The 13,165-nt window shown below is 66.4% G+C and carries 9 protein-coding genes; 4 read left to right on the forward strand and 5 right to left on the reverse strand.

The genetic code is table 11. The features are described 5' to 3' along the window. Positions 1-57: 57 nt before the first annotated feature. From otsA to AC5P5S_RS05505, 4 genes are all read right to left on the reverse strand, one after another. Positions 58-1,422, reverse strand: a complete 1,365-nt coding sequence (gene otsA / locus AC5P5S_RS05490; RefSeq protein WP_005410785.1) for an alpha,alpha-trehalose-phosphate synthase (UDP-forming) — start codon at positions 1,420-1,422, stop codon at positions 58-60. Continuing rightward, positions 1,419-3,200, reverse strand: coding sequence for a glycoside hydrolase family 15 protein (locus AC5P5S_RS05495; protein WP_005410784.1), 1,782 nt, complete (start codon positions 3,198-3,200; stop codon positions 1,419-1,421). Before AC5P5S_RS05495 ends, otsA begins: the two co-directional genes overlap by 4 nt. Positions 3,201-3,241: 41 nt before the next feature. Next, on the reverse strand, positions 3,242-4,000 hold the full coding sequence (gene otsB, locus AC5P5S_RS05500; RefSeq protein ID WP_005410783.1) for a trehalose-phosphatase: 759 nt from the start codon (positions 3,998-4,000) through the stop codon (positions 3,242-3,244). A gap of 236 nt (positions 4,001-4,236) precedes the next feature. After that, the gene (locus AC5P5S_RS05505) at positions 4,237-6,672 is read right to left on the reverse strand and encodes a TonB-dependent receptor plug domain-containing protein (protein ID WP_062605791.1); all 2,436 of its coding nucleotides are present in this window, start codon (positions 6,670-6,672) and stop codon (positions 4,237-4,239) included. Positions 6,673-6,887: 215 nt separating this feature from the next. Here AC5P5S_RS05505 and AC5P5S_RS05510 point away from each other — a divergent pair, with 215 nt between their 5' ends. From AC5P5S_RS05510 to AC5P5S_RS05525, 4 genes are all read left to right on the forward strand, one after another. Further along, the gene (locus AC5P5S_RS05510; RefSeq protein ID WP_010481551.1) at positions 6,888-7,370 is read left to right on the forward strand and encodes a DUF3574 domain-containing protein; all 483 of its coding nucleotides are present in this window, start codon (positions 6,888-6,890) and stop codon (positions 7,368-7,370) included. 36 nt (positions 7,371-7,406) lie between these two features. Beyond that, positions 7,407-8,264, forward strand: a complete 858-nt coding sequence (locus AC5P5S_RS05515; RefSeq protein ID WP_062605864.1) for an XAC2610-related protein — start codon at positions 7,407-7,409, stop codon at positions 8,262-8,264. Positions 8,265-8,393: 129 nt separating this feature from the next. Continuing rightward, complete coding sequence (locus AC5P5S_RS05520) at positions 8,394-10,112, forward strand: thiamine pyrophosphate-dependent enzyme (RefSeq protein ID WP_005410779.1); 1,719 nt, start codon at positions 8,394-8,396, stop codon at positions 10,110-10,112. Between the two features lie 603 nt (positions 10,113-10,715). Then, positions 10,716-12,320 carry a SulP family inorganic anion transporter gene (locus AC5P5S_RS05525; protein ID WP_062605793.1) on the forward strand — a complete coding sequence of 535 codons (1,605 nt, stop codon included), beginning with the start codon at positions 10,716-10,718 and terminating at the stop codon, positions 12,318-12,320. Between the two features lie 79 nt (positions 12,321-12,399). Here the strand turns inward: AC5P5S_RS05525 and AC5P5S_RS05530 are convergent, their stop codons facing one another. Then, the gene (locus AC5P5S_RS05530; protein ID WP_059035206.1) at positions 12,400-13,110 is read right to left on the reverse strand and encodes a glutathione S-transferase; all 711 of its coding nucleotides are present in this window, start codon (positions 13,108-13,110) and stop codon (positions 12,400-12,402) included. Between the last annotated feature and the right edge of the window lie 55 nt (positions 13,111-13,165).

A 13,165-nucleotide genomic window follows, 5' to 3' on the forward strand; every position in this document is an offset into this window, starting at 1 on the left:
GAGGGGATCAAGGCGTCTGTGCACAACTGCCTTGATCCCCTCCGTCCCCTTTTTTCCTCAACCTTCCAGCGCGTCCAGATAGCTGCGGCGCCAGTGATTGATGTCGTAGGTGCGCAGGTGATCCATCATCGCGTGCCAGCGTTCCTTGCGCCTGCTCAGTGACATCGTTGCTGCCGTGGCGATGGCGTCGGCCACGCCGTCCAGATCGTGCGGGTTCACCAGCAATGCCTGCTTGAGTTCGTCGGCAGCGCCGGCCAGCAGCGACAACACCAGCACGCCGGGATCTTCCGGGTCCTGCGACGCTACGTATTCCTTGGCCACCAGGTTCATGCCATCGCGCAACGGCGTGACCAGGCCGACCGCCGCCGCCCGGTAGAAGCCGGTGAGGGTGGCATGGGTGAAGTTCTGGTTGACGTAGCGCAGCGGCGTCCAGTCAGGTTCGGCGTGGCCACCGTTGATGTGGCCGGCGATCTGTTCCAGCTGGCTGCGCAGCTGCCGGTACTCGGTGACATCGCCGCGCGAGACCGGGGCGATCTGCAGGTAGGTCAGCGAGCCGCGCTGGTCGGGGTGGCGCTCAAGATAGCGCTCGAAGCCAAGGAAGCGTTCGGGCAGGCCCTTGGAATAGTCCAGGCGATCCACGCCGATCGCCAGCTGGCGATCGCGCAGGCTGGCGCGCAGGTTCTTCACGGCGGCCTTGGTGGCCGCGGTGCCGGCCTGGCGTGCGATCAGCTCGGTGTCGATGCCGATCGGGAAGGCGGCGGCACGGAAGCGGCGCCCGCCCGGTGCTTCCAGCTCGCCGTTGTCGAGCACGCGGCCGCCGCCGAACAGGCGCAGGTAGGTCTGGAAGCGATCAGCGTCGCGCTGGGTCTGGAAGCCGACCAGGTCGTAGGCGTACAGCGCGGAGAACAGCCGCAGGTGGTCGGGCATCGCCTGCAGCAGGTCGGCAGACGGCATCGGGATATGCAGGAAGAAGCCTATGCGACAACCGATGCCGCGCTCGCGCAGCAGCGCACCGAGGGGGATCAGGTGGTAGTCGTGGATCCAGACGATGTCGTCCTCGCGCAGCAGTGGCGCGAGCTTGTCGGCGAACAGCGCGTTGACCTTGTGGTAGGTCTCGCGGGTGCCGCGGTCGTAGTCGACCAGATCCAGGCGGAAGTGCAGCAGCGGCCACAAGGTGCGGTTGGCGAAGCCGTTGTAGTAGCCATCGACCTCACGCTTGCTCAGGTCCATGGTGACGTAGTCGATGTCACCGTCTTTCTGCCGGTGCAGCGTGCCGCTGCCTTCCTTCACCGTCTTGCCACTCCAGCCGAACCACAGGCCACCGCGTTCCTTCAGGGCAGCCAGCAGGCCGACAGCCAGGCCGCCGGCGCGGTTCTCGCCGGGCACGGCCACACGGTTTGAAACCACGACCAGACGACTCACGATGCCTCCTGCCAGGACCGCGACAGGCGCATTGCGGCGGTGATCAGGCCGACGTGCGAATAGGTCTGCGGGAAATTACCCCAGGCCTCGCCGCTGTCGAAGGCCAGATCCTCCGACAGCAGGCCCAGGTGGTTGCGCTGCTTCAGCAGCAGCTCGAACATCTCACGTGCTTCATCCATGCGCCCGATCGCGGCCAGCGCGTCGATGTACCAGAAGGTGCAGATGGTGAAGCTGGTCTCCGGCTCACCGAAGTCATCCGGCGCGACATAGCGGTACAGCGAATTGCCATGCTTGAGGTCGCGGCCGATGGCATCGACGGTGGCGATGAAGCGGGCGTCCAGCGCGTCGATGAAACCGATATCGGCCAGCAGCAGCAGCGAGGCATCCAGCCGATGGCCGCCGAAGGTATCGGTGAAGTGGCCCAGCTCCTCGTTCCAGGATTCGGCCATGATGCGCGCGTGGATGGTGTCGGCGCGCTCGCGCCAGTAATGCGCGCGGTCGTCACGCTTCAGGCGCACGGCGATCTTGCACAGGCGGTCGCAGGCGGCCCAGCACATCGCGCTGGTGTAGGTGTGCACTTCGGTGCGGCCGCGGAATTCCCACAGGCCGGCATCGGGTACGTCGTGCAGGGCGAAGGCCTGTTCGCCCAGGGGTTCCAGGCGGGCAAAGGTGTGCGCATCACCCGGGTCCTGCAGGCGCCGGTCGAAGAACAGCTGCGTGGAGGCCAGTACCACGCTGCCGTAGACATCGTGCTGGCGCTGCACCCAGGCCAGGTTGCCGCGCCGCACCGGGCCCATGCCGCGATAACCGGACAGGCTGGGTACCTCGTCCTCGTCCAGCTTGGCCTCGAAGCCGATGCCATACAGCGGCTGCAGCGTGCCGTCGGTGGTGGCCAGGTTGAAGATGTAGCCGAGGAACTGTTCCATCGTGCGCGTGGCGCCAAGACGGTTCAGCGCCCGCACCACGAAGGCCGCGTCGCGCAGCCAGCAGTAGCGGTAGTCCCAGTTGCGCACGCTGCCGGGTGCTTCCGGAATGGAAGTGGTCATCGCCGCGATGATCGCGCCGCTGTCCTCGTACTGGCACAGCTTCAACGTGATCGCACTGCGGATGACCGCGTCCTGCCATTCCAGTGGAATGGACAGGTAGCGCACCCACTCGCGCCAGTAGTCGCGGGTGCGCTGGAAGGCTTCCTGCACGTAGCCGCTGATCGACCGATTGAGCGATTCATCCACGCCCAGGATCAGGTGGATCGGATGGTTGAGCACGAACGGCAGGCCGTCGCGCACGAAGCGCACCGGCACATCGGTGGTCAGCCGCAGCACGTGCTCGGGCAGGATCCAGCGCACATGGTTACTGCCCCAGGTCGACTCTGGCACGCGTGCGCCCCAGTCGGCCAGCGGGCGCGCACGCACGGTGATGCGCGGGCTGCCGGCCAGTGGACGCACCTGGCGGATCAGGCTGACCGGCCGGTAGAAGCGGTCGTTCTGGCGCCAGCGCGGGGCGAAATCGAGGATTTCCAATGCGCCGCCCTGCGTGTCACGCAGCACGGTGCGCAGGATCGCAGTGTTGGTGAGGTATTCCTGCTCGCTGCTCGCGAAGTCCTCCAGCTCGATGGCGAAGTCGCCGCCGGTCTGCTGGTTGGGGCCGAGCAGGGCGCAGAAGGTGGGGTCGCCGTCGAAGGTGGGCAGGCAGCTCCAGACAACGCGGGCATGTTTGTCGACCAGGGCGCCGAAGCTGCCGTTGCCGACCACGCCCAGATCAAGATCGGGTTGGGTCATCACGCGGTACATCTCGGTTGCGGCCGTGGGGGTTGGCCGGGTCAATAGGCATTCTCACGCAGCCAGGCGTGCACGCTGCGTATGTCGGGCAGCGCGAACACGGCCGCACTGGGTTCACGTTCACCCACCAGCACGCTCCAGCCATGCTGGCCGTTGGCGGCATCGAAGCCGAATTCGTCGGTGAGGTCATCACCGAGGAACACCGGCAGGCGGCCGCGGAAGGGCAGGTACTGCATCATCCGGCGCACGGCACGGCCCTTGTCGGTGCCGACAGGCACGAACTCGACCACATGGTCGCCAGGCTGCAGGCGGTAGCTGGTGCGGCCACGCACGTGGCGGTCAGCGAACGCGCGGACATCGCTGGCGGCGTGCGGCGCACCGCGCCAGTGCAAGGCCAGGCCGACGCCCTTGTCTTCCACCAGCACGCCAGGATGCCCATGGGCGAAGCGCATCGCCTGCTGGTGCAGCGCGTGCAGCCATTCGGCGGTGTCGTCGTCGTGTTCGTCGCGCAGCACACGACCGTCTTCGCCACGCAGCTCATGGCCGTGCAGGCCGGCGGCGGGTAGTTGCAGGGGGGCGAACAGTTGATCCAGCTGTTCAAGCGGGCGACCACTGACCAGTGCCACGGCACCTTCCAGGCGGTCGCTGATGCGGCCGATGGCTTCACGCACATCCGGCAGCAGCTGCACGGCATCCGGGCGTGCAGCGAATTCGATCAGGGTGCCATCGACATCGAGGAACAACGCACAGGCGTCGTCCAGCAATGGCGGTGGCGGACGCAGGGGGAGCGGTTCAGCCATGACGCCCAGCTTGCCAGCGTGGGCGTGTACGCGGGGTCGAGGGCAGGCTACGGCCCTGCTTCGGTGGGTGCCGACCGTTGGTCGGCACGGCAGGTCAGCCTGCATCCAGCTCAAACAGTGCGGACCAACGGTCCGCACCCACCCAAAGCAGATCCGCACCCGGATCACGAAGTTGCCGGCCAGCGGCCGGCACTACCGTGTCGTGCGGACCAACGGTCCGCACCTACCCAATGCGATCAGAACGTATAGCGGACGCGGCCGTAGTAGTACGCGCCGTTGCTGCCGATCGGCGACAGCACGTCATACGGCAGGTTGCCGAAGTAGTGGATATCGCTGTTGGATCGATCCGGGTAGTTGTCGGTCAGGTTCTGGCCGCCGATGGCCACGCTCCAGCGCGGAGTGATGCGGTATTCGACCTCCGCATCCAGCTGCCACTCGGCCTGGTAGGTCTGGCGCGGGATGTAGCCGTCACCGAAGTTGAACACGCGGGTGGCGCTGCCGTAGCGGTTCACACGGGTGCTCAGCGACCAGTGGTCGTTGCTCCATGCGGCCGAGAAGCTGCCGCGGGTACGCGGCGTGGCATCGGTAAGCGTGTTGGTTTCTTCGATGCCAAACAGCACGTAGTCCGGATTCAGTGCACGCAGCTGTGCCGGCGTAGCCAGCACGTTCTTCAGCGTGGTCTTGGTGTACGCATAGGTGCCGGTCAGCAGCAGCTGGCCGTCGCCCAGCGACTGGCGCCAGTTGCTCACCAGCTCGGCGCCGCGGGTGCGGGTATCGGCGGCGTTGACGAAGAAGCTGGCGCTCTGCAGGCCGCTGACGCCGTAGTTGGCGGCCACGTAGTCGGTCAGTGCATCGCCGGTGATGCTCTCCGACAGCGCGATGCGATCGTCGATGTCGATCTGGAAGAAGTCCAGTGACAGGTCGAAGTGCTCGCCAATTCGGCTGGTGAAGCCCAGCGAGGTATTGATCGACTTCTCCGGCTTCAGGTTCTGCGCACCGAGGCCACGCGCGATCGGGTTGTTGACCGACAACAGGCGGCCCTGCACCAGCTGGCCGCCAGCGTTGTAGCCGGTGGAGGTGGATTCGTAGCCGATCTGTGCCAGCGACGGCGCACGGAAGTTGTTGGAGATGGCACCGCGCAGCGCGAACGCCGGGGTGAATTCATAGCGCAGGCCGAGTTTGCCGGTCAGTTCACCGCCGAAGTCGTCGTTGTGCTCGTAGCGCGCGGCCAGATCGGTGGAGAACTTCTCGCCGAACTGACTGGACAGGCTGGCGTAGGCGCTGGCGACGTCGCGCGACAGGGTGGCCGCGTCCTGCGGGGTCAAGCCGCCACCGGCCTGCGAACCGGTCGGGCGGTCGGTGTACGGGCCGGCCGCATAGCTGGCCGGGTCGCCGGGACGGGTCTGGTAGCGCTCGTGGCGTGCTTCCACGCCCAGGCCGAGCGTGTGGCTGATGCTGTCGCTCTGGATGAACACGCGGCTCAGATCGAGGTTGCCCACGGTCTGCGCGTATTCGTAATCGGCGGTCTTGAAGCAGGTCGGGCTGGTCGGGCCCAGCGAGGCGTTGAGCGAATCACGCAGGCGGTAGGTGAAGTCGTTCTGGCCGTAGTCCAGGCTGCCGTCGTAGCTCCATTCGCCCCACTGCCCGCGCACGCCGGCCACGGCCTGCACGTCGCGGTTCTCGCCCTCGGAGATCGGCCGGTATCCATTCGGATAGACCTGCTTCCAGTTGGCATCGCCATCGGGGTAGCGGAAGTAGTTTGCGCCTTCGGTATCGCGCTGGTTGAAGGTGCCGAATGCATAGAATGTCGAGGTCTGGCCCACCGGGATCTCGGTGTTCAGCCACAGGTTGATGTCCTTGCTCTTGCCATCGCCCAGCACATAGTTGCGCTTGCCCTGCAGCGCCAGGTTGCCCGGGGTCTGGTCCCACGGCGGAATCTGGTCGAAGCCGGCACGGTTGGTGCCGTTGCGATGCTTGTATTCCAGGCCGACGCGCAGGAAGCCGCCGTCCTCGCCCAGCGAGGTGCCGACCTTGGCGCTGATGTTGCCGGTCTGGCCGTCGGTGAGGGTACGCCCGATCGGCTTGAGGTCGGTGTGGTTGGCACCGTAGCTGGCCTCGATCTCGCCACCGTCGCCGCCGTTGTCGAGTATCACGTTGATCACACCGGCCACCGCATCCGAGCCATACAGCGCACCAGCGCCATCACGCAGTACTTCGATGCGCTTGATCGCGCTGACCGGGATCGAATTGAAATCAACCGGGGTGGTGCCCTTGCCGATCTTGCTGTCGGTGTTGACCAGCGCGGTGTGGTGGCGGCGCTTGCCATTGACCAGCACCAGCACCTGGTCCGGCGACAGGCCGCGCAACTGTGCGGCGCGCACATGGTCGGCGCCACCGGAGTTGGACTGGCGCGGGAAGTTGAACGACGGCAACAGCGCCTGCAGCGCGCTGCCCAGCTCGCCGTTGACCACGCCGGCCTTGCGGATGTCCTCGGCGGTGAGCACATCCACCGGCGAGGTGGATTCGAGCACGGTGCGGTCGGCGGCACGGGTGCCGGTGACGATCACCGTGTCCAGGTTGGTGGCGTCCTGGGCCAGGGCCGGGACGGCGGCGGAGGAAAGCGCGAGGGCGATAGCGAGGCCGAGCGGCGACGCGGGCAGGCGGACGGACATGGGGGCTCCAGCAACAACGACGACGGGGAAGGGGGGAGATGGTTTCACTTACATCCATCCGGATGAAGCGATATATTATCTTCGCGTGATGACCGGTGCCGATGCAAGCCCCTGCCGGTCCGGCATGAGTTGATGCCCTGCTGGCATCAGCACGCCGGGCCGGTGGCGCTGTACGCTGCCGGCTCGCCTTGTCCCCCTTCCCCGGAGCTGTACCGATGAAACACCTTGGCCTCGTCTTCGCCGTGCTGCTGGCCACCAGTGGCTGCGCCAGCCTGTCCTCGCAGGCGCCCAGCGCCTATGCCACGGCCACCACCGCCGAACTGAAGGGCGATGCTGCACGCCCGTCCGCCGGCCACGGCTGGGTGCGCAGCGAGCTGTATTTCGGCGTGGGCGAGGAGCAGGGCGCCGGCAACCGCCCGCAGGCCGATACCATCAGCGAGGCGCAGTGGCGCACCTTCCTGGACAAGGAAGTCACTCCGCGCTTCCCGGATGGCCTGACCGTGTTCGATGCCTATGGCCAATGGCTGTTCCGCGGTGATGCCGCGCCCAACCGCCTGCGCACCAAGGTGCTGGTGGTGCTGCACGAGGACACCCCGCAGCGCCGCGCCGACATCGAAGCGATCCGCCTGGCGTGGAAGCAGCAGACCAAGCATCAATCGGTGCTGTGGTCGCGGCAGCCGGTCGAGGTATCGTTCTGAGTTGAAGGTGCCGCCGCGGTGTCGCAGGGAGCAATGATGAATTACAGGGAATGCGTGCTGGGCCTGGTGCTGGCGGGAGTGCTGGCACCGTCGGCGCAGGCAAGTGGCGACGACGGCGAAACGCTGCGGTTCCAGGTGGCCGCGCATGTGCAGGCGCATGCCGATCCGCAGCAGGACGGCAGCATCGCGGTGCAGCTGTCACCGTCGGGCAAGCGCCAGACGCTTGAGGGCGCGGCGGATGCCGATGGCACCTCGCGATGGTCGCTCGAAGATGTCGATTTCGATGGCTACCCGGAATTGGTCGCACGCGCCCCGGTAGGCATGGTCAACGAAGCAGTGGCGGTGTACCGGTTCGATCCGGCCACTGTGGGGTTCCGCGCGCTGCAGGCCGACACCCACGGCAAGGACAGTTGCGGTGACCTGATGGGGTTGAGCGTGGATGCTGCCACTCGAACCCTGACCAGCAGCTGCCGCAGTGGCCCGATGTGGTACACCGACCAGTACCGGTTTGCAGGCGCGAAGCTCCATCTGTACCGCTCTGAGAGCGTGCTGATGCTGGGCGATACCTTGAACGCCGCGCTGCAGTGGGAACAGACCGACGAGCAGGGCCCGTTGGCGGTCTGGCGCACGTATGATCCGGCCGGCCGTGTGCTGGAAAGTGCCATCGCCGATGGCCTGGGCGCACCGCCGGACGGGCCGTTGCGTGGTCAGCAGGCCACCGTGGTAACCGCGCGCCTGTTCCTGTTCGACCGACCCGGCGCCTCCAGCACCAAGCGTTACCTGGTGCAGGGTGATCGCGTGGAACTGCTGGATGAACAGGACGGCTGGGTGAAGCTGCGCTACCGCAACCCGAAGCAGGGCGCGGTGGAAGGCTGGATCAACGTCAACGATTGAAGAAAAAGGGGACGGAGGGAATTAAGTCGTTTGCGGCACATACGACTTGATTCCCTCCGTCCCTTTTTTGCGGAGGCATCACTTCATCGGGTCTAGCCTCGGATGTTCCCCCGTTCGAGGATGTATCCGATGAGCAAGCGTGTGGCCGAAATCGTGGTGGACGCCCTGCAGCAGGCCGGTGTCCGCCGTTGCTACGGCATCGTGGGCGATACGCTCAACCATGTGACCGATGCGATGCATGGCAGCGAGATCGCATGGGTGCATGTGCGGCATGAGGAAGTAGCAGCCTTTGCCGCAGGCGCCGATTCGCTGGTGAGCGGCGAACTGACCGCCTGCGCCGGCTCCTGCGGTCCCGGCAGCCTGCATTTCATCAATGGCGTGTTCGAGAGCAACCGCAACCGCGCGCCGATGGTGCTGATCGCCAGCCAGGTGGTGACCAGCGAGCTGGGCATGGAATTTCCGCAGGAAGTGGACTTCAAGGCGGTGTACGCCAGTTGTTCGGTGTTCTGCGAGCAGGTGCACAGCGCCGAGCAGGCGCGTCGCGTGGTCACCCTGGCCTGCCAGGCCGCGATCAGCCGCCGTGGCGTGGCGGTGGTGATCCTGCCCGCCGATATCAGCCAGGCCGAAGTGAAGCACGATGTGCCGTTCTCGGTGCATTACACCCAGCCGGTACTGCGCCCGTCGGATGCTGAGCTGCAGCGCATCGCCGAGCTGCTGGGGCAGGGCAAGCGCATCGGCATCTACGCCGGCGCCGGTTGCCAGGGTGCGCACGCACAGCTGCTGGAACTGGCCCGGCGCCTGCAGGCACCGATCGCGCACACCTCGCGCGCCAAGGACTTCGTCGAGCCGGACAACCCGTACAACATGGGCATGACCGGCATCTTCGGCATCGAATCCGGCTTCCACACGCTGATGGAGTGCGACACGCTGCTGCTGCTCGGCGCCGACTTCGCCTGGGGCCAGTTCTACCCGGACAAGGCCACGATCATCCAGGTCGACCGCGATGGCAGCCATCTCGGCCGCCGCCACCCGGTGAACCTGGGCGTGGTCGGTGACATCGCACCGACGCTGGATGCCTTGCTGCCGATGTTGCCGCCGCGCGAGGACAGCAGTTTCCTGGACGAATGTATCGAACGTCGCGACAAGGCGCTGAAGAAGCGCGAGCAGGAAGAACAGCCGGGCGAGGGCGAGCTGATCCACCCGCAGCATCTGACCGCGCTGCTGTCGAAGTACGCCAGCGACGATGCGCTGTTCACCGCTGACGGCGGCTCGCCGATGGTCTGGGTGCTGCGGCATATCCGCGTCAACGGTCGCCGCCGCACGCTGACCAGCCTGCTGCACGGCACGATGGCCAATGCAATGCCGCAGGCACTGGGCCTGCAGAAGGCGTTCCCCGGCCGGCAGGTGATTTCGCTGTCCGGCGATGGCGGCCTGGCGATGCTGCTGGGCGACCTGCTGACGGCCGTGCAGGAGAACCTGCCGATCAAGGTGGTGGTGTTCAACAATGGCTCGCTGAACTTCGTCGAGCTGGAGCAGAAGGTGGAAGGCCTGCTGGACAACTACACCGACCTGAAGAACCCGGATTTTGGCCGCCTTGCCGAAGTGATCGGTTTCCACGGCCGCACGGTGACGCGCAGCGAGGATCTGGAAGAAGCGGTGCAGGATTTCCTGTCGCAGCGTGGCCCGGCGCTGCTGGACGTGCATACCAGTCGCGCCGAGCTGGTGATGCCGCCGCAGATCGAGGCCAAGCAGGTGGCCGGTACCGCGCTGTATGCAGCCAAGGCGGTGTTGAACGGCCGCTTCGACGACGTGAAGCATCTGCTGGTGGACAACTTCCTGAAGAAGTAACGGGGTGGGTTTGATGCAGGGCTGCGCCCTGCACCCGCTACGAGCCGGAGCCAGAGCAGAAGCGGGTTTCCTGAGGGATGGCGGGGTGGGTCCGGTTGCGGGGGACGCCGTAAACCCGTCCCTGGGGGCTTGGCCGCGGCATCCATGCCGCGGACACCCCCGCAACCGGACCCACCCCACCTTCGACAGTTTCCTGCGATCTGTCGGTAGATCCACGCCCTGCGTGGATAGCGTGGAAATGATCGAATTGTTCGTGTAGAGCCGAGCCATGCTCGGCTCAGAGCGAAGCGACCCGCTTTTGCTTTTGATCCTTTGATTCCTTTCCGTGGCTCGCACGCGCAAGGAATTATCAGGGGCCGGTCGGGATGGGCTGCGCAGGACCGTTGGCGCCATGGATGGCGCCATCGAGCCCCCAGGGATGGGTTTACGGCGTGTCCTGCGCAGCCCATCCCGACCGGCCCACTCCGATAAAGCTGCTTTTGACGACCCCCCCCAGCCACGAGGGGCTCCGCCGTTGGCTGGAACCCATCATTCCACGACGGAATTGGCGCGCTGGCCCCGCTGGGCCTACCATCGGCGGTCCCCACCCCCACCGCCCCTTCCATGTCCGCTCCCGCTTCCGCCGCACCGCGTCGCTGGTTCGTCGCCGGCGACTTCAACGGCTTCTTCGGCCTGGTCGTCGACAACCTCTCCATCCTCGGCTTCATCGCCATGGCCCTGGTCGGGATCTTCCAGTTTCCCGCCGACGTGGTGTTCGGCCGCATGTTCCCCGGCACCGCCTTCGGCGTGCTGGTCGGCAACCTGCTGTACACCCTGATGGCGCGCCGGCTGGCCGCGCGTACCGGCCGAGACGATGTCACCGCCATGCCGCTCGGTCTGGATGCACCGACCAGCATCGGCATGGCGCTGCTGGTGCTCGGCCCGGCCTTCCTCGCGTTCAAGCAGCAGGGCATGGACCCGCACGCTGCGGGCATCGCCACCTGGCAGCTGGGCATGGCCGCGCTGGTCATCATCGGCGTGCTCAAGTTCGTGCTGTCGTTCTTCGGCGAAGCGGTCACCCGCGCGCTGCCGCGAGCCGCGCTGCTGGGTTCCATCGCCGGCATCGCGCTGGTGCTGATGGGCCTGCTGCCGCTGCTGGAAACGCTGCGCTCGCCGCTGGTCGGCTTCACCACGCTCGGTTTGCTGCTGTACGTGCTGATCGCCAAGGGCAAGCTGCCGGTGCGTGGCCCGGGCGTGCTGCTGGCCTTCGTGTTCGGCACCGTGCTGTATTACGGCCTCGGCCTGGCCGGGCTGGGCGCACCCGGCTTCCATGTACCGGAGTGGGTGCCGCCGCAGGTGGTGCTGCCGCTGCCGACACTGGGCTTCCTCGACGGCCTGCCCACCGCGATGACCTACCTGCCGCTGCTGCTGCCGTTCGGCCTGCTGATGGTGGTCGGCGGCATCAACGTGTCTGAAAGCGCGCGCGCAGCCGGCGACGACTACCGCACCCGCGACATCCTGCTGGTGGAAGCGGTGGCCACGCTGGTGGCAGGCGTCTGTGGCGGCGTGGCGCAGACCACGCCGTACATCGGCCAGCCGGCGTACAAGCACATGGGTGCGCGCAGCGGCTATACGCTGCTGACCGGCCTGTTCGTCGGCATCGGCGGCATGCTCGGCATCATCTCCGGGCTGGTGCAGTGGCTGCCGCTGGCGGTGCTGGCACCGATCATCGTGTACGTGGCCATCGACATCACCACCCAGGCCTTCCAGGTCACGCCGCGTCACCACACCGGTGCGATGGTGTTCGGTTTCCTGCCGTCGGTGGCGTACCTGCTGGCGATCAAGGCACCCGGCTGGATCGCGCCGGACCAGCTGCCGCAGCTGCTGACCAAGCTCGACGGCCATGGCCTGCCCGAGCTGGCGGTGATCTTCACCCTCGGCAACGGCTTCATCATCACCTCGATGCTGTGGATTTCGGCGGTGGCGGCGATGGTCGATGGCCGCCTGCGCCGTGCCTGCGGCTTCCTGCTGGTGGCTGCGGTGCTGACCCTGTTCGGCCTGATCCACTCGGTGGATCCGCGTGGTGGCATCTATCTCCCGTGGGAGCTGGACGGCCTGGCGCGCATCATCAGCTGGCAGTTCGCTGGTGCCTACGTGGCACTGGCGTTGCTGCTGGGGTTGCTTTCGCTGCAGAAGCAGCCGGTGCAGCCGCTGGGTGAAAACAACTGACCCAACGGTAGTGCCGGCCGCTGGCCGGCATCCTCATGGGCTTCGGTCGGATCGTGCAGCTGCCGGCCAGCGGCCGGCACTACCGTTCGGCGTCCAGTTCCGGGTAGTGGCGGAAGATGCCGTTGGTGTTGAACGGCAACCGCCGCTCCGAGGCCAGATAGGCGGCGATGTTCGGCCGCTTTGCCACCCGCTCCTGCAGCGCACGCAGCAGGGGCAGGGTCGGCGCCAGTGCCTGCATGCGGCGCGGGAACATGTAGTCCAGTCCGCTCAGCAGCTGGAACAGCGACAGATCAACATAGGAATGCTCGCGCAGTGCGTGGCGGCCACCATTGGCGGCCAGCACCTGCTCGAAGTAGCCGAGAAACTTCGGCAGCCGTTCGCCACGCAGGGAGGCGGCCCGTGCCTTGGCTTCGGTCTTCTGCTCTTCGTAGTACTTCGATGCGGCGATCGGATGGTGGGTGTCGTGCACCTCGGCTACCAGATCAGCGATGGTCAGCTGCAACTGCAGTGCCTGCATCCGCCGCGAGGCCGCCTGCGGCACCAGGTCCAGCGGCGGGCCGAGAAAATCCAGGATCGCGGCGACCTGTGCAATGACCTGGCGGCCCGCCTTCAGGAATGGCGGCGCGAAGGGCTGCGCACCTTCACTGCTGCCATCGAGAAACGGCTGCATCACCGCATCGCCGTGCACCCGCGCCATGTCGATGTAGTCGGCACCGGCATCCTCCAGCGCAAGCCGCACGAACTCGCCACGGCCCTGGATGCCGGTCCAGTAATACAGCGCGTACTGCATGGCAGTGCCTCCACAGAACAAGGCTCACAGCCTCGCGCGCTGCATGCAAAGCAAG

It is taken from the genome of Stenotrophomonas sp. YJH_SMC_54 (assembly GCF_059368435.1).